This window comes from Streptomyces resistomycificus (genome assembly GCF_001514265.1).
GTDB classification, from domain to species: Bacteria; Actinomycetota; Actinomycetes; order Streptomycetales; family Streptomycetaceae; genus Streptomyces; species Streptomyces resistomycificus.
The window spans coordinates 122,834-146,803 of record NZ_KQ949002.1 but is presented as its reverse complement, the minus strand read 5'-3'; the positions used below and the strand labels follow the sequence as shown (position 1 = coordinate 146,803).

Genomic DNA, 23,970 nt, shown 5'->3' with positions numbered 1-23,970 from the left:
CCCGGCACCGAGGTCCGCGCCCACCGAGGGGTCGCACCGGGCGAAACGGCCGCGCCGGGCCGACGGGCCGTGCGGAACCGAACGGGCCGTGTCCGGCCGACGGGCCGTGCCGGCCTCGGGTGGTCAGGCCTGAGGTGTTGCGGACGACGTGCCCGCGCGGGTCGCGTCCGTGCCCCAGCTCGCCAGCAGGCGCAGGGCGTCCGCCGACGGGGAGCCAGGCTCGGCGTGGTAGGTGATCAGGGTCTGTTCCTGGTCGTCGATCATCCGGAACGACTCGAAGGAGAGGTCGAGGTCGCCGACCAGCGGGTGGTGCAGCCGCTTGACGCCGTAGCTCTTCTCCTTGACGTCGTGGGTGGCCCACAGCCGCCGGAACTCCTCGCTCTTCACGGAGAGCTCACCCACCAGCGCTGACAGCCGCGGGTCGTCCGGATGGCAGCCCGCGTCCATCCGCAGATAGCTGACGATGTCGCTGGCCTTCTGCTCCCACTCGCTGAACAGCTCGCGGTACTCCGGCTTCAGGAACGTCATCCGTGCCCAGTTCCGCTCCGGCGGCGGCAGCTGCGCCCAGTCGCCGAAGACCGCCGCGGCCATGCGGTTCCACACGAGGATGTCGGAGCGCCGGCCCACCACGTACGCGGGAATGCCGTCCATCGTGTCCAGCAGTTGCCGCAGCGCGCCCCGCACCTGCTGGGGGCGGGTGGTCTGCTTCTTCTTGTGCTGCTTGGGCTTCGCCAGATGCGTGAGGTGGGCGTGCTCGGCCCCTGACAGCCTCAGCGCGTGGGCGATGGCGTCGAGGACCTCCGCCGACACGTTCCGCCCGTTTCCCTGTTCCAGACGTGTGTAGTACGCCACCGACACCCCGGCCAGCTGCGCCAGCTCCTCCCGGCGCAGCCCCGGCACCCGGCGGTGCCGCCCGAAGTCCGGCAGCCCCACGTCCTCCGGCTTCAGCCGGGCCCGCCGGGTCCGCAGGAACTCGCTGAGCTCGGCACGCCGGTCCAGGGACCCGCCGTGCTCCGGCGTGGGCCCCTGTGCGGGTTCGGCCTGATCGTCCATACGTCCAGTATTCACGGTCGTACGCCCACCAGCCTGACCCCGCCAGTAGTAGGACCACTGGACGTACGCAGAACCGTGGCCTGGGTGAATGTCGGCTCGGCGGGCAGGCTGGGGTGCGTGCCCGGTGGAAGGCAGCCGGGCGCGAAACCACGCTAGGAGAACCCTCGGCATGACCACTGTTGCTGCGTACGCCGCTCCCGCCGCCAAGGCACCGCTGGAGCGCACCACCATCGAACGCCGCGCGGTGCGCGAGTTCGATGTGCTGATCGACATCAAGTTCGCCGGCATCTGCCACTCCGACATCCACCAGGTCCGTGAGGGCTGGGGCGAGGCGATCTTCCCGATGGTCCCGGGTCACGAGATCGCGGGCGTCGTCTCCGAGGTCGGCCCCGGCGTCACCAAGTACAAGGTCGGCGACCGGGTGGGCGTCGGCTGCATGGTCGACTCCTGCCGCGAGTGCGACAACTGCAAGGCCGGCCTCGAGCAGTACTGCACGGGTGGCGGCATGGTCGGCACGTACAACGCCCTCGACAAGGACGGCGAGCCCACCTACGGCGGCTACGCCCAGAAGATCGTCGTCGACGAGAACTACGTCGTGCGCATCCCCGACGGCCTGTCGCTGGACGTGGCCGCCCCGCTGCTGTGCGCCGGCATCACCACGTACTCGCCCCTGAAGCACTGGAACGCGGGCCCCGGCAAGAAGGTCGCCGTCCTCGGCATGGGCGGCCTCGGCCACATGGCCGTCAAGCTCGCCCACGCCCTCGGCGCCGAGGTGACGGTCCTCTCGCAGTCCCTGCGCAAGCAGGACGACGGCCTCAAGCTGGGCGCGGACCACTACTACGCCACCAGCGACCCGAAGACCTTCCAGGAGCTGGCCGGCACCTTCGACCTGATCGTCTCGACGGTCTCGGCCCCCCTCGACTTCGGCGCGTTCCTGTCCCTGCTGCGCACGGACGGCGCCCTGATCAACGTCGGAGCCCCCGAGGAGCCGATCTCCGTCAACCTGTTCTCCCTGATCGCCGGCCGCAAGACCCTCGCCGGCTCCGGCATCGGCGGCATCCAGGAGACCCAGGAAATGCTGGACTTCTGCGCCGAGCACGGCCTCGGCGCCGAGATCGAGCTGATCGCCGCGTCCGAGATCAACGAGGCGTACGAGCGGGTGCTCAACAGCGATGTGCGCTACCGGTTCGTGATCGACACGGCGACGATCTGATCGTCCGCCGACCGTGGCGCCGTGAGGGCCGATGCCGGTCGGCGTCGGCCCTCACGGCCCCGGCTCAGTGAGCTCCTCAGCTGCTCCTTCATGGCTGATGGGAGCGTGCCGCGGTTTCGTGCGCCCCGCGTACCCGCTTACCTATCGTGCGCCTCGGCGGAAGGTCGCTGCGCCCCGTCCCAGCAGCCACAGCAGATACGGCCCGCCCACCAGGGACGTCAGGGCCCCGACCGGGATCTCCAACGGCGGCACCATCGTGCGGGCCGCGAGGTCGGCGGTGACCAGGACGACGGCGCCGGTCAACGCCGAGCAGAGCAGGGGTAGTTGGGGGGTGCGTGTGATGCGGCGGGCCAGTTGGGGCGCGGTCAGGGCGACGAACCCGATCGGTCCCGCCGCGCCGGTCGCGGTGGCGGCGAGGACGACGCCCAGCACGGTGAGGCCGAGCCGGGCGCGGTCCACGCGTACGCCGAGCGCGGCCGCCGTGTCCGGGTCGAGCCCGAGCGGCCGTACCGCCCGGCTCGCCCACACCAGCGCGGGCAGACACAGCAGCAGGACGGCCGTCAGGGGGCCCGCCTGCTCCCAGCCCCGCCCGTTGAGGCTGCCGGTCAGCCACAGCTTGACCTGCTCGGCGGCCTCCAACTCGCTGTCGGTGAGATACAGCTGGACGACCGCCGACAGCGCGACGCCGATCCCCACGCCGGTGAGCACGAACCGGCTCGGCTGCATGCCGCGCCGCCAGGCGAGGACGTAGACGAGCGCCGCGGCCCCGAGTCCGCCGGCCACGGAGACGACGGGCATCGCGCCGGGCGACGAGACGGCCCCGGTCGCCAGGGCGAGCACGGTCGCGGCAGCGGCCCCGTGTCCTACGCCGATCACGTCCGGACTGGCCAGGGGATTGCGCGTGACGGTCTGCACGAGTGCCCCGGCCACCCCGAGCGCGGCCCCCACCAACGCCCCGAGCACGATGCGCGGCACCCGCAACTCGCCGACGACCAGGTCGTGGGGCCCGGACCCGGTGCGCAGGGTGTGCCAGACCTCGGTGGGGGAGACGTAGGTCTGCCCCAGGCACGCGGAGGCGAGCATCACGGTGGCGAGGAGGACGAGGAGGGTGACGGCGGTCGCGGCGGAGCGGCGGTGAAGGAGGAGGGACACGCGGGGGTGAGGGCGGAGAACCGCCGATCCGCGGCCGGCGGGGGCCGCGCCCCCTTCGAGCCCGGCCGCTCCACCCGGTGCCCGGCGTCGCCCCGTCTTCACGCCACCGCTCCCTTGCGCCGTACCAGCACCACCAGCACCGGCACCCCCACCAAGGCGGTCATCACCCCGGCCGGCACCTCCGCGGGAGCCCGTACCACCCGGCCCGCCACATCCGCGCCCACCAGCAGGGCCGCGCCCAGCAGCGCGGACAGGGGCAGGACCGCGCGATGTCCCCCGGAGACCAGCCTGCGGGCGAGGTGCGGCACCGCGAGGCCGACGAACGCGATCGGCCCGGCCGCGGCGACCGCGGCGGCCGTCAGCAGGGTCGCCCCCAGCGCCGCCGCACCCCGCACCAGCCGCACCCGATGCCCCAGCGCCCGAGCCGTCTCGTCGCCCAGCGCCAGCGCGTCCAGCCCCCGCGCGCAGGCGAGCACGAGCACCGCACCGGCCACCAGGAACGGCAGCATGCGGACGACCGTGTCCGCGTCCCGCCCGCTCAGCGCGCCCACCTGCCAGAACCGGAACTGGTCGAGGGTGGCGGAGCTGGAGGTGAGGACGACGGTCGTGGCGCCGGCGGTCATCGCCGAGAGTGCCGTCCCCGCCAGCGCCAGCTTCACCGGCGACGCCCCGCCCCGGCCGCGCGCGGCGACGGCGTACACCAGGCACGCGGCGACGACCGCGCCGGCGAAGGCGTACCAGACGTATCCGCCGAAGCCGTTCGCCAGTCCGAAGCCGATCGCGAGGACGACGCCGGCCGCCGCGCCCTGGCTGAGTCCGAGGATGCCGGGGTCGGCGAGCGGGTTGCGGGTGACGGCCTGGAGCGCGGCCCCGGCGACGCCGAGCGCCGCGCCCGCCGTCAGGCCGACCTCGGTACGCGGCAGTCGCAGCGACCGCACGACGAGCGCGTCCGGCGAACCCCCGCCGTGCAGCAGGGCGTCGAACACCGCCGACAGCGGTACCGCACGAGTGCCGACGGCGAGGCTGAGCATGCCGATGGCGGCCACCGTGAGGAGGGCCGCCGGCCAGGCGAGGTGTTTCGGGCTCACGTGCCGAGGTGCTCGGCGAGCTGTCGTATCACCACACGCGCGGCGGTCGGACCGGCGTTGAGGTACCAGGGGTCGTCGTCGACCTTCACGGCGTGGCCCGCCTTCACCGCCTTCATCGACTTCCACAGCGGACCGGCCAGGACGCTCGCCGCGTCGGTCTCGGACGCGTCGCCCTGGACCGAGTAGAAGATCCAGTCGCCGTCGGCGGTGTCGACGCTCTCCGGGCCGATGTCCTCGGAAATCGCCTGGAACCGCTGCGACTTGGGCCGGGACAGCCCCATGTCTACGGCGAGGGACCCGGTGAAGGAGGAGACGCCGAACATGCGGGTGCGGTCGGGTGTGAACCGGACCATGGAGACGGCGGGGTCCCCGAGGCCCGCGCCCTGGTCTGCGGCGTCGGAGGTGATCTCGTCGAGCAGGTCCTGGGCCGCCTCGCCCTTGCCGAGGGCCTCGCCGACGAGCAGCAGGTCGCGCTTCCAGTTGATGCCGTTCCCGGCGGTGATCACAGTGGGCGCGATCTTCGACAGCTTGGGGTAGAGCTCGCCGAGCGAGTCGTTGGCGAGGATCAGGTCCGGCTCGGCGGCGGCCAGGGACTCCAGGTTCGGCGCCTGGCGGGTCCCCGCGTCGGTCATGGCGGCGAGCCGTGTTTCGTACTTCGGGAAGGCGTCCGCGAGGTAGTCGGGTACGAGGCCGGCGTTGTCGGCGCGGGTCGTCGCCGTCGGCACGACGCCCAAGGACAGCAGGTCGTCGAGCTGGCCGGTGCTGAGGACCGCGACCTTTCTCGGTTCGGCCTCGAGGGTCGTCTTGCCCTGGAAGTGGGTCACGGTCCGCGGGAACGTTCCGTCGGTGTCCGTGTCGGCGCCCATGCCGGCGGCCAGCGTGCTCGGCGCGGCGGACGGTCCCGTCGTCGCCCCCTTCGAGGCGCCCATCACGGGGTTGCGGGCTCCGGCCGCGCTCTCCGTCCCTCCGGCGCCGTCCGATGACGAGCAGCCGGCGAGCAGCCCTCCGACGACGGCCGAGACCAGGACGGCCTTCACTGCTGCTGCACGCACGACTGCTCCGACGATCGATTGCGGTTCGGTTTGCTAAGGCAAGCCTTACCTTAACTGGTTGCGGAGTATGGTCGTGACGAGGAGGCCCGCACTCGGCACGAGGAGGCCGCGCGATGACCGTTCAGCTGAACCACACCATCGTCACCGCCCACGACAGCCAGGCCTCGGCCCGGTTCCTCGCCGACATCCTCGGTCTGGAGGTGAGCCCGCGGTACGGCCCCTTCATCCCGGTCGAGATCCCCAACGGCGTGACCCTCGACTACATCGACACCCCCGGCCCGATCACGCCGCAGCACTACGCCTTCCTCGTCTCCGAGGACGAGTTCGACACGATCTTCGCCCGCGTCCGCGACAGCGGTCTCACCTACTGGGCCGACCCGTTCCATCACCGCGCGGGGGAGATCAACCACAACGACGGCGGCCGCGGCGCATACTTCGACGACCCGGACGGCCACAACCTGGAGATCCTCACGCGGCCGTACGGCAGCGGCGGTTGAGGCGAGGGCGGTTGAGGCCGAGAGCGGTTGAGGCCGAGGGCGACTGGGGCGAGGGCGGTCGAGGCGAAGGTCCTGTCCTCGCGTCGGCACGCGAACACGTCATCCGCCAGGTGCCCGGCGCCTGCGCCAGGTGTCCGGCGTCTGCGCCGAGTTCCCGGCGCGCCAGGTGTCCGGCACCTGGACGGCGGCCCCTGAGCCAAGCCTAGGCGGCCCGACGCGTCCACAGGGTCACGTCGCTGCTCGTCGCGACGGCGAGGGTCTGGCCGGACGGGGAGAAGCCGGTGGCCCGGTGTTCGGAGTAGTCCGCGTGGAAGATGTGCCACCACTTCTCGCCGTGCGGACCGCGGTGGGGCATCCCGCCGTCACGGGAGAGCAGGACGCGGTCGTTGGGCCAGGCCGGGGCGACGACCTCCACCAGCCACCCGTCACGCGTGGTGGTGTGCAGGCCGCCGCCGAAGAGCCCGGCGACGTGAACCCGGCTGCCGGCGATCGGTCCCAGCCCCGGGCACGAGAGGTCGGCGGCCTCGTCAGGGGTGCTGTCCTCGAGGTCGGGGTCCCGGTCGCGGGCGATCTTCTCTCCCGTGACGGCGTCGAAGAGGCCGTGACCGTCGTGCGAGACGACCATCACCAGGTCGTGTCCGTTGTCGGGATGCGTCGCGAAGCCGATCCCGAGCAGCCCGCCGACGGCCGCGCAGGACGGGAAGACGGGCCGCCAGGGCTCGGGCGCCGGCAGCACGGGAGCGGCGAGGAGCCGGTCCCGCAGGTCGAGTTGGTAGGCGGAGAGGGGCCGTGAGGTCACGCTCCCAGCCCCTTCACGCCGTCGTACGCGGCCATCACGACGTCCATCCCCCGGGTGTCGTCCGCGGGTTCCCGCATCTGGTTGGTCACGTAAGCCACCACCAGGCGGGCCTCGGGTTCGATCATCACCAGCGAGCCGCCCCAGCCGCCCCACCCGTAGGTGCCGCCGAACCGCCCGTACCCCAGGACCCAGCTGACCGGCATGCCCAGGACACGGTCCTCGCCGCTGAACTGTTCCTCCCACGCGCGGTCACAGCCCGCCGGTGACAGCAGCCTTACGCCGTCGACCGAACCCCCGCAGGCCATCACCGACTGGACGAGGGCGACCGAGCGGGCGTTGCCGAAGCCGCTCGCCGCGGGGATCTGCGCCCGCCGCCAGGCCACGCTGTTGCCGTCGCGGACGCGGATCGCGGTCCCGGCCGACGGGGCCGCGTCGCCCGCGGCCGCGCTCGCGGTGTAGTCCTCGTCGCGGGAGGGAGGCGGGACCGTGAGCGCCACCCGGTGGTCGTGCTCGGCGGGCAGCCCGAGATGGAAGTCCGCGCCCAGCGGTCCGGCCACCTCGGCGGCGAAGAAGTCCCCGATGCCGCGGCCGGTGATCCGGCGTACGACCTCGCCCACGAGGAACCCCTGGGTGAGCGAGTGGTAGCCCGCCGCGCTGCCCGGTTTCCACTGCGGCGTCAGCCCGGCCAGCCGCGCGGTGGCGGCCGGCCAGTCGTAGAGCTCGTCGACGGGCCCGTCCCAGTCGGGCAGGCCCGCGGTGTGCGCGAGCAGGTGCCGCACGAGCACCCCCTCCTTGCCCGCCGCGGCGAACTCCGGCCAGTACCGGGCCACCGGCGCGGCCGGGTCGAGCTCCCCGCGGTCGGCCAGGACCAGCGCGCACAGCGCCGTCATCGTCTTGCTGACCGACCACACGTTGGCGATCGTGTCCCGCCGCCAGGGGGTCGTGCGCTCCGCGTCCGCGAACCCGCCCCACACGTCCACCACCGGCTCGCCGTCCACGAAGACCGCCACCGAGGCGCCCGCGTCGCCGTCGTCCAGGGACGCGGCCAGCACACCGGGCACCGCGGCGAACAGATCGTCGTACGTGCCCTGGATATCGGCCATACACGGTATCTAGCCCCCACCGGGCCGCCGGAGGCAACCGAAATACCCCTCAGGCGCGTACGGGGGCCGGCAGGAGGTCGTCCGAGACCGGGTAGGGGCGCTCTCGCGGCAGCAGCCGGGCCGCCGACGCGAGGTCACCGGCGCCGACGAGCACACGGATCTCGCGGGCCGGCGGCGTCACGTCGATGATGGCGAACCGTCCACTAATCCGCGTAGCGACGTACGGCCTCACCGGACAACCCGAGCTGCAGGGAGCGGTACGGCAGCGCCCTCAGGCGCAGGTCGCGTTCGGGGTCCCACTGGACCGCGACGCTCGCTCAGTGACCCTGTGCTTCGCGGAGCGCGGCGACCTGAGAATTGAGCATGTCGGGGTCCACCTTCGGCATGAACGCACGTTTCTTCGATGCCGAAAGCTGACTGCCGACGCTGGCGTTCGCCACGTCGGTGACGGTCGCCTCGCCCTGGCGGACAGTGGTGACCAGGACGAACGTGTCCGACTTGAACCCGTCCTGATCGTACGTCCAGTGCATCCGGAAGCTCACGGACGTGTCTCCCAACGCGGTCTGGTTCTCGACTCGCTCGACGTCTGCCGTATGGCGAGTGCCGTAGCTGTCCAGGAAGGACAGCGATGAGCAAGTGTTCAAAGCCGTGTCGAGGGAGGCCAGGTGCGCCTTGGCACCTCCAGAGTCATAGCTGGCGAAGGTGAGGAACTCGGTCGGAGGGGCGAACCCGGAGCGGGCTATCGGGATCCAAGCACTGGCAACAGACCCGGTGGAAGCACGGGCACGAGCGCCCCAGAGCGAACGGCATGCCTTGGGCCTCACGTCAGAATCGGACGTACCGCCGTCGGCGCTCGACTTGGGCGTGCCGGTGACGATGTAGCCCGGCAAGGCTCCCTCTGTGGGAAGTGCCGCCACCAACTCGGCGCCGCTCAGCGGCTGCACACTCGCAGACGGCGCCTTTGAAGAAGCCGGGGTCTTGGGCTCGGTACTCACATCGCCCGTCGCTGAGGAACACCCTCCGGCGAGAACCAGCACGGCACCGACGCCAGCCACCGCCAGGGAGCAACGGCCTCGTTCGAACGACATGCGGACCCCCGTCACAGAACGTCGAATGGCACGCAGTGTAGGTGGCTGGCAGCCCTCTGCGGCTCGGGAACCTGAGAGTCGGCAAACCAGCGCTTGCTGCGATCACCTGCCCCGAACAGGCTGTGATCTCCCGTTGGGGCTCGTTCATGGGCCACAGGGTGAGGGCGGCGGGGGCGGACGGCCACTGGATTTCGGACAGCCACGGGCCTTCGGGCGATCAGCCCTCGCCGGCCCGCCCGACGGCTGCGCGCACCAGCGCGGCCATGGACCGGCCGGCCAGCAGCAACGGCTCCGGATCACGGGCGGCCCGGGAGAGCACGAACGCCCCCTCCAGGATCATGATCATCGAGTGGGCGAGGGCCCGAGCCTCGTCCGGGTCGGTCACCCAGCGGCCGAACCACTCCTCACCGGCGCTGATCCACCCGGCGAAGACATCCGCCGTCGCGATCCGCAGGACCTCGTTCGTGCCGGCGACCTCCAAGGCCACCGTCGCGATCGGGCACGCGTCGGCGTAGTCGGTCGCGGCGAGGTCGTCCGCGGCCGCCTCGAAGGCGTGGACGACGGACTCGACCGGGTCCGGCACGCTCTCCAGCAAGGCCAGCACCATCCGGCCGTACGCGGCTCCGGACGTGCGGATCGTCTCCTCGGCCAGCTGCTGCTTGCCGCCGGGGAAGAAGTGGTAGATCGAGCCGAACGGCGCCTGCGCCTCCGTCGCGATCCGCTTCAGGCCGGTGCCCGAGTAGCCGTTGCGGCGGAACAGCGCCGTGGCCGCACTCTCGATCCTGGTCCGCGTGTCCGGCTGCCCCTGCGCCATGCCCGTACGCCGCCTTCCGCGCTCTTCCCCGCCGGTGCGACGCGCCCTCGCGCACCGAGGTCTCGCGCACCGAGGTCTTGGCGCGCCGGTCGCCCTTCACTAGATTACAGTAGAACGATCTATCAAATGGGGGCAGGATGCCGGAGATCGAGCTGTCGTCCGGACCGATCGACTACCAGGACACCGGCGGTGCGGGGCCGGTGCTGGTGTTCGGCCACGGTCTGCCGATGAACGAGACCCAGTGGCGCAAGGTGGTACCGCTGCTGGACGGGTACCGCTGCGTCCTGCCCACGCTGCCCCTCGGCGGCCATCGCCGACCGATGAACCCTGACGCCGACCTGTCCCACCGTGGTGTCGCACGGCTGCTGGGCGAGTTCATCGAACGGCTCGGCCTGGACGACGTGACCCTCGTCCTCAACGACTGGGGTGGCGGCCAGTTCCTCGTGTCGGAGGAGCAGGGCCGACGGGTCGCGCGGCTGGTGCTGGTGGCCTGCGAGGCGTTCGACAACTTCCCCCCGGGACCGGCCAAGGCGGCGGCCGCCGTGTGCAGGGTCCCGGGCGGCGTCCGGCTGCTGACACGGCTGATGCGCGTCCCCGCGTTCCGGCACAACCGCAACGGCTACGGCGGGATGAGCCTGCGCGGGATTCCGGACGAGATCATGGACGACTGGTTCGCGCCCGCTACCCGGAGCAGAGCCATCCGCCGGGACTTCGCCAAGTTCGCCACCTCGGCGCCCAACCGGAAGACGTTGCTCGCCTGGAGTGAGCGACTACGCGACTTCGACCGCCCTGTACTGGTCGTGTGGGCGACCGAGGACCGACTGATGCCGCGCGAGCACGGTCCCCGGCTCGCGGAGCTGTACCCGAAGGGCCGGCTGGTCGAGATCGCCGACTCGTCCACTCTTGTCCCCGAGGACCAGCCCGGACAACTCGCCGAAGTCCTCACCGACTTCCTCGTCGAGACCGGAGCGGACCCGGTCCGGCGCACCGGCTGAACCCGCTACCGCCCAGGACCGCTCGCCGGGGTCTTCGTCAGCGGGGAGTCGTCCTGCCCGCCCATGTCGAGGCGGAACGGCGGGTACTGATCAGTCAACAGCGAGGCGTATGCGGTGACCCGCGCGACCCAGCGGGCCAGGCCGAGCAGGAAGTCGAAGAGGTGAACCGGGTAACGGCCGGTGAACGCCAGGATGATCACGGCGACCAGGGAGAGGAAGGGGACCAGGCCACCGCCGTGCCAGCCGCTTCCTCCCTCCCAGGCCCATCCCCACTCACCGACGAGGATCCCGACGACGATGTACTGCGGGATCACCAGCAGCCACCACTTCACCAGGACCAGGCCGCGGGAGAGGCGCTCGGGATAGGCGACGTCGAAATGCGCCGGGTAGTCGGCCACGTCGGCGAGGGTGAAGGGCGGGTACCGGTCGGTGCCGAGCGCGGTGTGGGCGTAGTAGGTGACCCGCCAGTTCCAGCGCATCACGCCGACACTGAAATCGAAGAGGGACCGCGGATACCGGGCGGTGAACAGGATGGCGAAGAACGCGACGACGGTCACGAAGACGAACGCGATCCACAGGAAGAACAGCACGATGTAGTGCGGGATGGCCAGGAACCACTTCACCAGCCACATCCATCGGGACAACCGGGGATCGAGAAACGCTTCGAGACGCACAGGTGACGCGGCGACCGGAATCATGCGGCGCAACTCCCTTCGAGCCTCCCCCTCGGCCTGGCGCCCACCGTCCGTCAGCTCCCCCGAACGGGCAGGTGACCAGGTGTTCTCCGGATCATGAATCCAGGCTCGCACGGGGGGCGGCGGGCCGCGACCGGGGCTTGGCGGGCCTGCGGGGGGAGGCCAAGCCGCGGGGGCATCCTGGCGGAGGACGCTTCGCAGGGGTCTTGGCTTGGGGGTCCGTGCAAGCGGACTGCCGGCTACAGCCTCTGCCGCGTCTGGGCGGTGCCTGGCGTCGATCAGCCGGGAGTCGTACGGGGAGCTTGGACCTCGGCGACCAAGAATCATCGACTCTGGCGAGTTGCCTGGTATCTGTAGACAAAGAAACCCTGTGCGGTGCGGAAAGGCGCCACTCCAGGAATGGGGAACCCGTGACTGATGACTGTCAACGGGGTATCGCGGTTCTGCATCTCTTGCATCAGTTTACGAGCGAGCTGCTCTGTGTAACGTCCGGCCGTGAACACATACACGGTGTCAACTGCAGTCGGAATGGGAGTGAGGAGAAAGTCCCGACATCTAATCGTCGCTCGGTCGCCGGCCCCCCCGGCAGCGCAGTCGAGAGATGAGGAAGAGGAGCGGATTGATTTCGAACCCGTAAACGGTGTGTCCTCTGGCCAGAGCGGCTCTCAGCACCGAACCGTCTCCGCTTCCCAGATCAAGAAGCGTTGAGTGCTCGGGAACAAGGTCAAGTGCGGCCCTGATCTGCCGAGGATGCGTAGGGAGAAAAGGAGCGCCGCGCAATACTGTGAGGGAGAAAAGAGAGAAAGTAGCCACCAGTATCAGGAGTGACATCAGGGCCGTCATTGCTATCTCTTTTGTAGAGACTTCTCGACTTCGTCCATCAAAATTGCTTCTGCTGCCGCGTCCAAGCGGGCCAGGACCTCTCGTCGCGACGACGCCATTTCGCGACCCTTGACGACGATGAAGTACATTTGCCGCCACCGATCGCGGCGCCTGCATCCGTGTAATAGGGCGCGGGTGCTCTCGATGAAATCGGCGCGCTCATTCTCTGGGAGACCGGCCGCACCGATGTGAGCGACGGAGTCCATTGCGGACCGCAGTGCTCTGGAGGATGCCTTGGGGATAGTGGTTGCGAGGATGGCAAGGAAAGTCGGGGTGCTGGCGGTGCCGGCGAGTGTGAGTTCCGTGGTCGTGGGACGTTGCAGGCTGATCTGAAACAGGAGCGTAGTCAAGCTCACGACAGTGGCGTACGCCCCGAGAGAGGTACCGAATGGAATGTAGAGGTTAGTGTCCGCGGTGGAACTTTCCGCCCCGCGTGATCTGCGTAGCAGAACACCATAGGTAAGTAGGGCCACGCCGACTGCTGTGATTGTGGTGGCCGTGGCCAAAGCGGGAATGGCCCCCCATACTGCAGTGGCCCAAAGCGCCAGGAATAGGCCCACGGACTGAATGATGCCCATAAAGGCGTATGTCATTGTGTTCTTCGCGGAGCTTACGGTCCCACTGTCGCCGCCGGATGTAACGTATCTCAGTCCTGCGAAGATGAGCATGAGGAAGCTAATCGCGAAGAGAAGAGCAACGACGGCAACTACGAGTGCTGCTGCAGTCCCGAACCTGCCAGAAATCCACATACCGAGGGTGGCCGGCGCCATGAAGACACTGGACAGGAAAATTCCGGCCATTCCACCCCCCATTGTGACAGAGGGCCGGCCGCCTCCTGTGGCGGGGGAGCGCGACTGATCGAGCATCCCCTTGAGCAGCAGAAGAAGGCTGGTGGCCGCGACTACCGCAGTCCCTACTACGGCCCAGAAAACCTCGGTAGTGTTGTATTCGCCCCAGGAGAAAATAATGGAAACGGTTGCGATGGTGCCAGTCAGAACATTCACGACCAGCGCATAGACCACCGTGCTCTTCGCTGAGCGGATGGTTCCCGGATCCCCATTCGACGTGAAGTATTTGGCCGCCCCCAAAATGGCGATGAGGAAACTTGTGACCCAGAATAGCGTGAAGGTCACGGCAATATATCGCATGGGCGGAGATCACGCTCCTTTGGGGCGAAGGAAGCCGAATAGATAGCGAGATTTCGGCGTTGCGGTGCTGTTGCTTGCGATCATGAGTCCGAGTGCTGATGATCCTTCCTCGGACGCCCGGTAGAATTTCATCCTGGGCTCACCCTCGGGCGCTCCGGTCTCCCAGCGTTCAAGCAGCCAACCTGCCTCGACGAATTGGCGGACGATCGGATAGAGGACTGGCTGTACCGATTTTGTCGCCTCGCACAACTCCAGTTCGCTGAACCAGCGATCCGGTTGCCTGCGAAAGATCAGGCCGACCTTGATTGCCCTCCGACCTTCCGGAAGTCCACCTCCGGGCGTTGCCGCTGCCAATCTGCGAGCCCGGGCTTCTGACGAACGGCGTACCTTTTCGCGTGCGGAAGTCCGGGTATGTACGACGTCGGCCAACTCTGAAATTCGACGCTGTTCCGACTCGCTGTTCTCGAACAGAGAAAGAATGTCAGAGGCCTGTATCGAAGCCGCATGCTCCTCTTCGGGCGTGAGTCGACAGGCATCGTACAGGGAGAAATCCTGATAAGCTTCGCCGTCTTCATTCATTGCGCTACGCCCGCTCTCTCGCTTGCGGAGTTCTTGTAGCACGTAACAGGCCTTTGAACATTCTTTCACCATGATATTCTCGCGCCCGTACAGTGCCCTCCGGTATCTGTAGAATGTCTGCAGTCTGCTTCACGTCAAACTTCTCCACCTGGCGCAGCCAAAGCACCACTCGCAGCGGTAGCTCGGTTTTCGCGAGTGCCAACCAAACGGCAGCTTTTACTTCTGAGTTCCCGACCGTGCTGTCACCTGCATCTCCGAAACTTGTAGATTTCGAATCGGGTTCTGCATGGATCTCGCCTTCCAATACCAAGATTCGACAGCAGTTCGAGTTCTGCTCGCGGCACAGGGTGGTTGCCACGGTGTACAGGGATTCGAGTGGCGATTGACCATCTGATTGATATTGGCCCCAACTGTGTACCACGATCAGAATCGCATCGGCTGCGTTTTTCTCAAGTAACTCAGGGGTGCAGCCTCGTACCGCGAGATATTTGCGCAAGCGGCCATAGTGGTGTTTGAGGAGGGCTCGTGCGTCTTCGGGTATCTGCTGAATCAAGGGCACCTTCCCCCTCCGGCCTCTGGCAGGTTCAGGGTCGCTTCTTCATGAGGGCGTCAATCAGGCGCTTCACGGCCGTGTCGAACACGGCGGAGTCATTGATTGTTCCTCGGAAGTCACCTACGATCCGACGCCCGACCCTTTCGGCGAGCACTGGCTCCTTTTTCTTCCAGTCCGTGAAGACGTACTCGTCCAATGTGATGGGGAGGAGGTACGTAGCTCCTCCATCGCGAGCTTCACGACCCAGTGTCTCCCAGATTTCGTGGAGGACGCCCGGGCGATTGAGTGAGGCTGCGGAGCAGATGAGGACGATGCGATCGTGTTTCTGAAGGTTGTTGTAAACCTCGGTGTCGATTCTCTCCCCGAGTGTGGCGTTCTCGGGAAAGAAGAAGGTCGCGACGCCGTGTGACCGGAGGGAATCATAGAGTTTGCGAGCAAATGGCTCGTCGGGTCCGCCGTAGCTGATGAAAGTACTCTGCATCAGACTCCTCAAGTCCGCTTCGTTCAGGGCGTGAGCGCAGACGATCATGTAGGTGGCGAAAATGTCGGGAACTCCGCAGTCGGTCATGAACCTTTGGAGCTGCGGATGTGGATAGGTTGCCACCACTGTGCGTGAGTCGACAGGGGAGGGGGATTCGTGCCGGATTCCCTTGGCTTCACAGAACGGCTTGGCATCGAGCGAGTTGATGCCGGTACCGCCCAGATGCACACCGTCTAGGTGCGCCCCAGACAAATCGGCACTGTCGAGCCGTGCCATTCCTAGATTCGCCTCCCTGAGATCGGTACCAATGCACGTGGTGCCGCCAAGGAAGGCTCTGGTCAGGTCCGACGACCGAAAGATGGCCTCTGAAGCAACTGCCGAACTCAGGTCGGCAGCCGAAAGGGCAGCACCGGTGAAGTCGGCCCTCGAGATGTCGGCTCCCCTGAACCGTGCATTGAGGAGCAGAGCGCCCTGGAAGTTTGCCCGACGGAGTGTAGCGTAATCGAAACAGATGTCCGGGAATGAGACTTCAGGGAATTCGGCATCGTCGATTTGTGCGTAATAGAATTCGCGTCTGCCGGCCGCGTAGTCGGCGACAACTTCCTGTGACGTCATGGCGACTCTCTTCACGCGGCTCCTTGCGCATGCTGGAGGACGGTGCGTGGTGCGGGCAGCCCTGATTCTTCCCTTAGTTGAGCCGCTACATGTCCTCAACCCCGAAAGCGATGAGCGCTCGTCGGCCTCTCCGGCGCGGCATCAGGTCGGTGCGCCTCTGGTGGTGGCAGGTGCTCACCCGACCGCAGGGCCGGTGCCCGCCCGACCGCATGGCAGGTCGGACGGGTACGGAATCGCCTGGAGCCCTCGCGCGTTGAGTGGGGTGGGTATGGGTGCCGGTGGTGTGCGAGCCGAGTGGCCCGAGTGACCGAGCTGAGAGATATCGGAGGGCCGCAATGGCTGGGCAGACACAGAGGGCCGTGCTGGCGGGCGGATGCTTCTGGGGGATGGAGGAGCTGATCCGCCGCCTTCCGGGCGTGACGGCGACCCGGGTGGGATACACCGGGGGTGACGTGCCGAACGCGACGTACCGCAACCACGGCACGCACGCGGAGGCCATCGAGATCATTTTCGACCCTGCGAAGACCGACTTCCGCGCGCTCCTGGAGTTCTTCTTCCAGATCCACGACCCGAGCACGAAGAACCGCCAGGGCAACGACATCGGCCTCAGCTACCGCTCGGCGATCTACTACGTGGACGACGAGCAGAAGCGGATCGCCGAGGACACGATCGCGGATGTGGACGCCTCCGGCTTGTGGCCGGGCAAGGTCGTCACCGAGGTGGAGCCGGTGGGCCCCTTCTGGGAGGCCGAGCCCGAGCACCAGGACTACCTGCAGCGCTACCCGGACGGCTACACCTGCCACTTCCCGCGCCCGGGATGGCGGTTGCCCGCCCGCGCCGAGGGCTGACCAGGAGGCGGGCGGCGGACTGACGGCTGACCGGCTGACGGGCCCCTGCGCCGACTGCGCACGCCTCCACCGGTCTCGGGCGCCCCTCTGTGAGCCACGGGAGGGCGAGGGCAGCGGACTGCCCTCGCCCTCCCGCTCCCGTTCTAGTTGGCCGCCGCCGCGTTCGCCAGGCTCAGGTCCCGCATCCGGCAGAACTCCGCCGCCTTGTCGCCGCGGTAGCGCCACGGGAGGGCGTTCACATAGCCGTCGACCAGACGGAACTGTTCGACCGCCGCCTCGTCACGGTCCTGGAGGCACAGGTAGAACGCCAGCAGGTGCCGGACCTCCGCGAGGCGCGGGTGGGCGGGGTCGGCGGCGGCCACGTCGGTGAGGGCGGCGTCGACCAGGGAGCGCATCTCGGGTGTGCGGTCCGCCTCCGCCGAGTCCGACTCGTCGTGCTCGAAGTGCGCGATCAGCGGGAACGCCGTCATCAGGCTGCCCAGGGGTGCCTGCTCGGCGGCGCGGGCGGCGAAGTCACGGGCCAGCCGCTCCGAGCCGCGCCACTTCTTGCACCAGTACTGGAGGGCCGAGAAGTGCGCCTCGTAGTGGTGCGGGGCGCGGTCCGTGAGCTCCTTCCACAGACGGTCCATCTCCGAGTTCGGGTAGCCGAGACCGAGCGCGGTCCAGATCTCGCCGACGTACGGTGACGGGTCGCCCTCGACGGCCAGCGCGGCGGCCCGGGCGTGCTCCTCGCGGGACTGGGCCAGCACCCGGTGGAAGCCCTCGAACTGCTCACCGGTCGTGTACTGGGCGCGCTTGCCGCCGCGGATGTTCCACGCGAGGAACACAGTGCTGCGGGCCCGGACCAACGCCGCCCCGGGGTCGTCGACGCGGGCCGCCTCCCAGGCCAGCAGCCAGGTGTCGTCCTCGGCGGCGACGTCCGCGAGCGCCTCGCAGTGGGACGTACGGCGCTCCCAGTCCCGTACCGACGCGGTCTCGTCGAACAGGGCCGCGGCCGGCTGCCAGTCGCCTGCCTTGGCCGCGGCGACGGCCGCCGCGAGGTCGGCCGGTACCGGCGCCGCGGTGTCGGTGTTCTGGCGCTCCGGCGGCAGCAGCCCGAGGGCGGCGGCCTCGGCGGGCAGCTCGTACTCGGTGGACTCCTCGCTGCCCTCGCGCCAGCCCTCGGCGGCGCCCTGGACGATGGCCTTCGCGAAGTACAGGCCGATCAGGAGGAGTGGGACGCCTATGACGGCGAGGACGATCCAGAGGATGATCACAACAGACCTCGGGGAGAGGGCGGACGGGGACGTGGCGGGGGCGGGGGCGGGAGACGACGGGCCGGGGCGGGGCCTCAGGCAGAAGGAGTGAGCAGGGCGCGCAGCGGGCCGGTGTCCGGGTGGTCGGCGAGTGCCGGGGCGATCACGGCGTCGAGGTCGGGTGTCGTGCCGTCCGGGGCCGGTGCCAGGTGCGGTACGGCCGACCGCTCCCAGGAGAACTCCCAGCGCACCAGCGACCGCGCGTTCAGCTCGGCCAGCGCCATCGTGGCGAGGGACTCGTGCAGGGTGGGCCGTACGAACTCACGGAACGCCCGGCCCTTGGACGCGGCGGCCTGTTCGGACAGCGGCAGCCGCCGGGCCAGCTGCCACAGCTGGCCGTCGTCGATCAGCTGGATCAGGGCGGGCAGCGTCGGGGCCGACTTGGTGTACTGGCCGAGCGCCAGGTGCAGCGGTGTGCTGGAAGAGGCAAGGCCCTCGGCCATCGAACCGTCCAGCAGCTCCTGCCAGTCGCGGGCGCGCCGGAAACCCCGTACCGCGTCCGTGAGGACCGTGTCCTCCAGGGCGGTCAGGGTGCGCTCCGGGTCGGTGAGGAGGCTGAGCGCGGCGCCCCTGCCCTCCTCCGCGCGGCCGTCGGGCGCCAGGGACTCGACGCGCCGGACGCGGTCGGCGATGGGCGGGTGCGAGTCGTAGCGCGACGAGGGCTCGGTGGGCAGGCCGGTGCGCAGGCCGGCCAGTTCCAGCTGGCGGGCGCTGAGCATGCGGCCGAAGCCGCCGAGCACCTCGCCGCGCGGGGGCAGCAGTTCCGCGTTCGAGCCGAGCGTGGCGTAGCTCTGCGTGTAGAACCCGAACGCGGCGTCCAGCACCGGGATCTCGCGCAGCGCGGACGCGGTGGCGTCCCGTCCGGCGATCCGGGCGGCGGCCGCGTCGGCGGCGTACTCCTGGCGGCGCGAACCGGCCAGCGTGGCACGGAAGTAGAACCTGGCGTAGGCGGTGTAGATCCGTGCCATCGCCCGGTACGTGATGCCCGAGTGGCCGGCGTCGACCTCCCTGGCCTCCTTGCCCTTGGCCGTCGCCTTGGCGTTCTTCTTCTCCTGCCGGGCCTCTTCGCGTGCCGCCGTCCTCCGGGCGCGCTCCTCGAACTGCTCGATGGTGCGCAGGACCTGGGCGCGGCCGCGCACGGTGATGGCGGCGAGGCGGGTGTCGGCGTTGGAGTAGTGGCCGAGCTCGTGCGCGAGCACCGCCCGTAGCTGGGACTCGGTCAGGCCCTGCATGAGGGGTACGCCGAGGTAGAGCCGGCGCGTGCCGGGCAGCAGGCCGAGCAGGCGGGCGTCCTCGGCGACGGCGGCGTTGACGTCGGCGGTGAGGACGACGCGGGACGGGGCACGGGTGCCGACCTCGTCGGCCAGCTCCCGCACGGTGCGCCAGAGTTCGGGCTCGTCCGCCTGGGTGACGGTCAGTCCGGTGAGCTCCTCCTCCGGCGGCGTCCGCAGCATCAGCAGGCCGCGGACCAGCGGGATCGCCAGGAGCCCGGAGACGAGGAACAGCTTCAGCGCCAGGCTCGTCGGCGCGTGCAGGTACAGCAGGTAGTCGACGCCGGCGAGAGCCGCCAGCAGCAGGATGCCGAGCAGGTAGAAGCCGGCGAGCAGCAGAAGAGCGCGCAGCGCGCGAAGTGTCGCGCCCATCGGGCAGGGTCCCCCCACGGGAAAAGGCCTGGAAAACGTGTGACGTGCGCGGTCACGCGGTCGGGAGGTGGGGTCGCGACCGGCTGTGACCGTGGTGCGTGTGGGGGGAAGCGGAGTATCGCTTACTCGCGCGTAGGCGTGCAAGCGCGTTCATGTCAGGCCCGGCCATGTCGGCGGTTGCCCGGGCCGGCGGGTTGCATGCCCGCCGGATGCGTGGCCGCCGGATGCGTGGCGGGTGGGGGAGTCGTGTCAGGCGGCCGGATGCGTGGCGGGTGGGGGAGTCGTGTCAGGCGGCCGGATGTGTGGCGGGTGGGGGAGTCGTGTCAGGCGGCCGGTGTCGCGGCGGGCCGCTCGTGGTCGGAGCCACCCGCCGTCACTGATCCACGCGCCGCCGTCTCGTCGTCTCAGTGCGGCAGCGTCGCCGGGCTCCCGCCGTTCGCCTCGTAGCCCGCCACCGCCAGCGCCCGGTAGACCGCGAACTCCGCGGCCGGGTCGGGGGACAGGGTCCAGGGGAGGGCTCCGACATGGCCGTCGATGTGGACGAGCTGACTCATCGCCTCCGCCCAGCGCTCGGCGCGGACGAGGAAGAACACCAGCAGGTGACGGACGTGCGCCAGCATCGGGTCGTCTGCACGCGCGGAGTGGACGGCGTGCAGCGCGCCGTGGATCGCCTTGCTGACGACCTCGCTCTGGTAGAAGCCGCTGACCAGGTTCACCTCGGGAAGGTGCTCGAAGACCGCGAAGAGCGGCATCGCGGCGAGGAGCGAGCCCCTGGGGGCCCGGGCGGCCGCGGCCTCCGCGAAGCCGTACGCCTGCTCGCGGGAGCCGTGCCACTTCTCGCACCAGTAGTGCAGGGCGGCCAGATGGGCCCCCATGTGGTTCGGGGCGCGGTCCAGGATCTTCAGCCAGAGCTGCTCGAACTCCGCCTGCGAGTACGCCAGTCCGCGCCCCACGGAGAGCTCGACGAGGTACGGGATGGGGTCGCCGGGGGCCAGCAGCGCCGCGTCGCCGCACGCGGATCTGGCCTCCTCCATGATGATCCGGAACTCGTCCGTGCCCGGCGTCGACGTCCGCCACGCCTGCTGGACCAGGAACTCCGCCTGGACGGCCGCACCGCCCGCGTCCTTGGGAGCCTCCGTCCGCCACACCCTGAGCCACTGTCCGCCCGGCGCCTCGCTGACCCCGCCGGGCCGCTGCTGCAGCTCCAGGGACGCGGCGCCCGCGAAGGCCTGCACCCGCTGCCAGCGCTGCTCGCCCTCGGCCGGGGTGCCGGCCAGGAGCTGCGCGGCCGCCCGGTGGTCCTGGGTGCGCTGCACCAGGTCCAGGACGTCGACCAGGTCCTGGTCGGGGCCGGGCATCCGGACGTCCAGCTCCTCCTGCTGCGCGAAGCCGTAGTCGGCCGGGTCCGCGGCGTCCGGGTGGCCCGGCGGGACCTGCTCGATCATGCCGCGCCTGCGCCGCAGGAAGGGGAGCAGCACGAAGCCGAGCATGACCAGCGCCAACAGGACCCAGAGAATTTCCATGCCTCAAGGGTTCCAGACGCCTCCGACAATTGGCCAACCCGGTCGGCGACCCTGTGGAAAACTTTCTCGGACCCCCGCCGACCTCTGCGTCCGGCACCGAACGCGCGAGCGCACTACCCTCGGTGCCCATGAGCGACAGGCACATCAGTCAGCACTTCGAGACCCTCGCGATCCACGCGGGCAACACCGCGGATCCCCTCACCGGCGCGGTCGTCCCGCCGATCTACCAGGTCTCGACCTACAAGCAGGACGGCGTCGGCGGTCTGCGCGGCGGCTACGAGTACAGCCGCAGCGCCAACCCGACCAGGACGGCCCTGGAGGAGAACCTCGCGGCCCTGGAGGGCGGCCGCCGCGGCCTCGCGTTCGCGTCCGGACTGGCGGCCGAGGACTGCCTGTTGCGTACGCTGCTCAGCCCCGGCGACCACGTGGTGATCCCCAACGACGCGTACGGCGGTACGTTCCGCCTCTTCGCGAAGGTCGTCTCCCGCTGGGGCGTGGAGTGGTCGGTCGCCGACACCAGCGACCCGGCGGCGGTACGGGCCGCCATCACCCCGAAGACCAAGGCCGTGTGGGTGGAGACCCCCTCCAACCCGCTGCTCGGCATCACCGACATCGCCGCCCTCGCCCAGGTCTCCCGGGACGCCGGCGCCAAGCTCGTCGTCGACAACACGTTCGCCACGCCGTACCTGCAGCAGCCGCTGTCGCTCGGCGCGGACGTCGTGGTGCACTCCCTGACCAAGTACATGGGCGGCCACTCGGACGTCGTCGGCGGTGCCCTCGTGGTCGGCGACCCGGAGCTGGGCGAGGAGCTGGCGTACCACCAGAACGCGATGGGCGCGGTCGCAGGCCCCTTCGACTCGTGGCTGGTGCTGCGCGGCACGAAGACGCTGTCGGTGCGCATGGACCGGCACAGCGAGAACGCCACCAAGGTGGCCGACATGCTGACCCGGCACGCGCGCGTGACGCGGGTTCTCTACCCGGGTCTGCCGGAGCATCCCGGTCACGAGGTCGCCGCCAAGCAGATGCGGGCGTTCGGCGGCATGGTCTCCTTCCAGGTGGAGGGCGGCGAGGAGGCGGCCGTCGAGGTCTGCAACCGCGCCAAGGTGTTCACGCTCGGTGAGTCCCTGGGCGGCGTCGAGTCGCTCATCGAACACCCCGGCCGCATGACGCACGCCTCCGCTGCCGGTTCGGCCCTGGAGGTGCCCGCCGACCTGGTCCGGCTGTCCGTGGGCATCGAGAACGTCGAGGATCTCCTGGAGGACCTCAAGCAGGCCCTCGGCTAGCCGGCCGCGGGTTCTGCCGGACTCACCAGTCCGTGAGGGGTGGGGTCGTGTCCGACGGCGGCTCCACCCACGGCTGGACCGTCAGCGCCCACACGAGGAAGGCCACGCTCGCGGCGATGAGCAGCAGCCACATCAGGCACCGGGCGGCCCTTCTGCGGCGCAGCATGCGGCCGCCGCGCCGGACGGCCTCGCCGTACAGTTCCGGGGGCACGGACGGCACGGTCCGGTCCATGATCCGCCGCACGGCGGCCTCCCGCTCGGCCCGGTTCACCGCGGCCTCCGGTCGTCGGGCCGCCTCATGACGGCGCCACCCTCGCCCCCGAGACCGCCGGCGCGGGATCCCGTGGCGGATGGAGCAGGGTCGCGGTGGCCCGGTCGCAGATCGACCGGACGCGTTCCACGGGGAGGCCCAGGAGCGCCGCCGCCTGTTCCTCGGCGACACCCTCGTACAGCCTCAGGACGAGGATGAGACGTTCCTGCGGGGTGAGCCGGGCCAGCGGGCCGGCGGGGTGCCGACGGGCCCGGCCGAAACCGCCGTACCGGTGCCACACGCCGCGCGCGAAACGGGTGGCCAGGTACTCGCGGGCACGGTCGTACGGGTCCTCGCCGCGCAGCCCGTCCCAGTGCGCGTACGTGTGCGCGAGGGCCAGAGTGAGCAGGCGCCGCGCGCGCGGGTTGTCGCGCGGTGCCTCCGCCGTGAGGAGCGTGGCGGCGTGCAGCAGCCGCCCGGCCGCTCCGGCGACGAACGCCTCGAACTCCCGGGCCCGACGGGCGCCCTGGGCCGCTTGCCGTTGCCGCACCGCGCCTCCCGCCTGAGGGCGATCGTGAGGGAAGGGGCCGGACACGTACGGCATACGAAACGGCGTACGACCGGGACCCGGTCTCATCTGAGGCCAGGCACGGCGTGTCGGTCAAGAGCCGCGCACCGCCGATGCGGAGCCACGCGCGCGTGGGAGGCCCTCAGGAGGCCGTGGGCGACTCCGCCCCGGGTACTTCCTGAGCCGCCATCCGGGCGGACAGGGCGCTGTTGAAGCGCGTGAGGAGCGTGCAGAACGCCTCGCGCTCCTCCGGCGCCCAGTCGTGTGTCAGCTCGGCCATCAACTGACGCCGTGACGAGCGCACTTCCTCCAGGCGCGACAGCCCGCGCGGGGACAGCTGGAGCACCACCGCCCGGCCGTCCTCGGGGTGCGAGGTCCGCTTGACGAGCCCGGTGTCGACGAGCGGAGCCACCTGCCGGGTGACCGTCGACGAGTCGATCCCCATGCTCGCGGCGAGCGCCTTGACGCCCATCGGTCCTTCCTTGTCGAGCCGGTTGAGCAGCAGGTACGCGGCGCGGTCCATGGAGTTGCGCACCTGCCCCACGCCGCCGAGCCGGGTCTGTTCGGCACGGCGGGCGAACACCGCCACCTCGTGCTGCAGCGTGTCGAGGAGACCGCTGTCACCGACGGTCGTCATGTCCATCGACATTTCAGGTGTTGTGGGCATGGCCGGGGGCTCACTTCATGAAAGGGGTGCTGGGTTGGGGGACAGGGTACGCGGCCGGAAGGCGGGCCGTACCGGGGCTGCGCAAA

The 23,970-nt window shown here is 69.6% G+C and carries 24 protein-coding genes and 1 pseudogene; 5 read left to right on the top strand and 20 right to left on the bottom strand.

The genetic code is table 11. The features are described 5' to 3' along the window. Positions 1-123 precede the first annotated feature (123 nt). Complete coding sequence (locus tag AQJ84_RS34630; RefSeq protein ID WP_030044148.1) at positions 124-1,053, bottom strand: helix-turn-helix transcriptional regulator; 930 nt, start codon at positions 1,051-1,053, stop codon at positions 124-126. 169 nt (positions 1,054-1,222) lie between these two features. On the opposite strand from AQJ84_RS34630, the gene AQJ84_RS34625 reads away from it, so the two are divergent. After that, on the top strand, positions 1,223-2,266 hold the full coding sequence (locus AQJ84_RS34625) for an NAD(P)-dependent alcohol dehydrogenase (RefSeq protein WP_030044147.1): 1,044 nt from the start codon (positions 1,223-1,225) through the stop codon (positions 2,264-2,266). A 141-nt stretch (positions 2,267-2,407) separates the two neighbouring features. Here AQJ84_RS34625 and AQJ84_RS34620 read toward each other — a convergent pair whose 3' ends face one another. The 3 genes from AQJ84_RS34620 to AQJ84_RS34610 form a co-directional block, all read right to left on the bottom strand. Next, positions 2,408-3,418, bottom strand: coding sequence for a FecCD family ABC transporter permease (locus tag AQJ84_RS34620; protein ID WP_051870208.1), 1,011 nt, complete (start codon positions 3,416-3,418; stop codon positions 2,408-2,410). 98 nt (positions 3,419-3,516) lie between these two features. Next, entirely contained in the window at positions 3,517-4,506 is a 990-nt protein-coding gene (locus AQJ84_RS34615; RefSeq protein WP_030044145.1) for a FecCD family ABC transporter permease, read from the bottom strand. After that, positions 4,503-5,558 (bottom strand): ABC transporter substrate-binding protein, encoded by a 1,056-nt coding sequence (locus tag AQJ84_RS34610; protein WP_030044144.1) that lies wholly within the window; start codon positions 5,556-5,558, stop codon positions 4,503-4,505. The genes AQJ84_RS34615 and AQJ84_RS34610 overlap by 4 nt, the downstream gene beginning before the upstream one ends. A 113-nt stretch (positions 5,559-5,671) precedes the next feature. On the opposite strand from AQJ84_RS34610, the gene AQJ84_RS34605 reads away from it, so the two are divergent. Next, a complete protein-coding gene (locus tag AQJ84_RS34605) occupies positions 5,672-6,055 on the top strand; it encodes a VOC family protein (protein ID WP_030044143.1) in 384 nt (127 codons plus the stop codon). A 202-nt stretch (positions 6,056-6,257) separates the two neighbouring features. Here AQJ84_RS34605 and AQJ84_RS34600 read toward each other — a convergent pair whose 3' ends face one another. The 5 genes and pseudogenes from AQJ84_RS34600 to AQJ84_RS34580 form a co-directional block, all read right to left on the bottom strand. Further along, complete coding sequence (locus AQJ84_RS34600) at positions 6,258-6,854, bottom strand: hypothetical protein (RefSeq protein WP_053192224.1); 597 nt, start codon at positions 6,852-6,854, stop codon at positions 6,258-6,260. After that, positions 6,851-7,957, bottom strand: a complete 1,107-nt coding sequence (locus AQJ84_RS34595; protein WP_030044141.1) for an EstA family serine hydrolase — start codon at positions 7,955-7,957, stop codon at positions 6,851-6,853. The genes AQJ84_RS34600 and AQJ84_RS34595 overlap by 4 nt, the downstream gene beginning before the upstream one ends. A 49-nt stretch (positions 7,958-8,006) precedes the next feature. Then, positions 8,007-8,274 (bottom strand): annotated as a pseudogene (locus AQJ84_RS34590) (DUF4291 family protein); the annotation flags it as partial. Next, complete coding sequence (locus AQJ84_RS34585) at positions 8,275-9,045, bottom strand: hypothetical protein (RefSeq protein ID WP_157874992.1); 771 nt, start codon at positions 9,043-9,045, stop codon at positions 8,275-8,277. A gap of 217 nt (positions 9,046-9,262) precedes the next feature. Next, entirely contained in the window at positions 9,263-9,859 is a 597-nt protein-coding gene (locus AQJ84_RS34580) for a TetR/AcrR family transcriptional regulator (RefSeq protein WP_030044139.1), read from the bottom strand. Positions 9,860-9,996: 137 nt separating this feature from the next. On the opposite strand from AQJ84_RS34580, the gene AQJ84_RS34575 reads away from it, so the two are divergent. Then, on the top strand, positions 9,997-10,854 hold the full coding sequence (locus AQJ84_RS34575) for an alpha/beta fold hydrolase (protein WP_030044138.1): 858 nt from the start codon (positions 9,997-9,999) through the stop codon (positions 10,852-10,854). Between the two features lie 5 nt (positions 10,855-10,859). Here AQJ84_RS34575 and AQJ84_RS34570 read toward each other — a convergent pair whose 3' ends face one another. The 5 genes from AQJ84_RS34570 to AQJ84_RS34560 all read right to left on the bottom strand — a co-directional run bounded on the left by AQJ84_RS34570 (position 10,860) and on the right by AQJ84_RS34560 (position 15,822). Further along, positions 10,860-11,552, bottom strand: a complete 693-nt coding sequence (locus tag AQJ84_RS34570) for a DUF4389 domain-containing protein (protein WP_030044137.1) — start codon at positions 11,550-11,552, stop codon at positions 10,860-10,862. Positions 11,553-12,394: 842 nt separating this feature from the next. Then, positions 12,395-13,579 carry a hypothetical protein gene (locus AQJ84_RS34565; RefSeq protein ID WP_051870206.1) on the bottom strand — a complete coding sequence of 395 codons (1,185 nt, stop codon included), beginning with the start codon at positions 13,577-13,579 and terminating at the stop codon, positions 12,395-12,397. 9 nt (positions 13,580-13,588) lie between these two features. Continuing rightward, complete coding sequence (locus tag AQJ84_RS43285) at positions 13,589-14,158, bottom strand: hypothetical protein (protein WP_128092371.1); 570 nt, start codon at positions 14,156-14,158, stop codon at positions 13,589-13,591. Between the two features lie 4 nt (positions 14,159-14,162). After that, positions 14,163-14,711, bottom strand: coding sequence for an RNA polymerase sigma factor (locus AQJ84_RS43280; RefSeq protein ID WP_128092370.1), 549 nt, complete (start codon positions 14,709-14,711; stop codon positions 14,163-14,165). A 31-nt stretch (positions 14,712-14,742) separates the two neighbouring features. After that, a complete protein-coding gene (locus AQJ84_RS34560; RefSeq protein WP_051870205.1) occupies positions 14,743-15,822 on the bottom strand; it encodes a toll/interleukin-1 receptor domain-containing protein in 1,080 nt (359 codons plus the stop codon). Positions 15,823-16,142: 320 nt separating this feature from the next. Between AQJ84_RS34560 and msrA the strand changes: the two genes are divergently transcribed. After that, positions 16,143-16,655, top strand: a complete 513-nt coding sequence (msrA, locus tag AQJ84_RS34555) for a peptide-methionine (S)-S-oxide reductase MsrA (protein ID WP_030044134.1) — start codon at positions 16,143-16,145, stop codon at positions 16,653-16,655. A gap of 143 nt (positions 16,656-16,798) precedes the next feature. Here msrA and AQJ84_RS34550 read toward each other — a convergent pair whose 3' ends face one another. From AQJ84_RS34550 to AQJ84_RS34540, 3 genes are all read right to left on the bottom strand, one after another. Then, positions 16,799-17,911, bottom strand: coding sequence for a hypothetical protein (locus tag AQJ84_RS34550; RefSeq protein ID WP_225877421.1), 1,113 nt, complete (start codon positions 17,909-17,911; stop codon positions 16,799-16,801). A gap of 74 nt (positions 17,912-17,985) precedes the next feature. Then, complete coding sequence (locus AQJ84_RS34545; protein ID WP_053192228.1) at positions 17,986-19,593, bottom strand: M48 family metallopeptidase; 1,608 nt, start codon at positions 19,591-19,593, stop codon at positions 17,986-17,988. A 404-nt stretch (positions 19,594-19,997) separates the two neighbouring features. Continuing rightward, on the bottom strand, positions 19,998-21,116 hold the full coding sequence (locus AQJ84_RS34540; RefSeq protein ID WP_030044130.1) for a hypothetical protein: 1,119 nt from the start codon (positions 21,114-21,116) through the stop codon (positions 19,998-20,000). A 128-nt stretch (positions 21,117-21,244) separates the two neighbouring features. Here AQJ84_RS34540 and AQJ84_RS34535 point away from each other — a divergent pair, with 128 nt between their 5' ends. Further along, the gene (locus AQJ84_RS34535; RefSeq protein WP_053192230.1) at positions 21,245-22,399 is read left to right on the top strand and encodes a cystathionine gamma-synthase; all 1,155 of its coding nucleotides are present in this window, start codon (positions 21,245-21,247) and stop codon (positions 22,397-22,399) included. Between the two features lie 22 nt (positions 22,400-22,421). Here the strand turns inward: AQJ84_RS34535 and AQJ84_RS34530 are convergent, their stop codons facing one another. The 3 genes from AQJ84_RS34530 to AQJ84_RS34520 all read right to left on the bottom strand — a co-directional run bounded on the left by AQJ84_RS34530 (position 22,422) and on the right by AQJ84_RS34520 (position 23,866). Then, entirely contained in the window at positions 22,422-22,670 is a 249-nt protein-coding gene (locus AQJ84_RS34530; protein WP_030044127.1) for a hypothetical protein, read from the bottom strand. 25 nt (positions 22,671-22,695) lie between these two features. Next, positions 22,696-23,199, bottom strand: a complete 504-nt coding sequence (locus AQJ84_RS34525) for a sigma factor-like helix-turn-helix DNA-binding protein (protein WP_030044126.1) — start codon at positions 23,197-23,199, stop codon at positions 22,696-22,698. A 160-nt stretch (positions 23,200-23,359) separates the two neighbouring features. Continuing rightward, entirely contained in the window at positions 23,360-23,866 is a 507-nt protein-coding gene (locus AQJ84_RS34520; protein ID WP_030044125.1) for a MarR family winged helix-turn-helix transcriptional regulator, read from the bottom strand. Between the last annotated feature and the right edge of the window lie 104 nt (positions 23,867-23,970).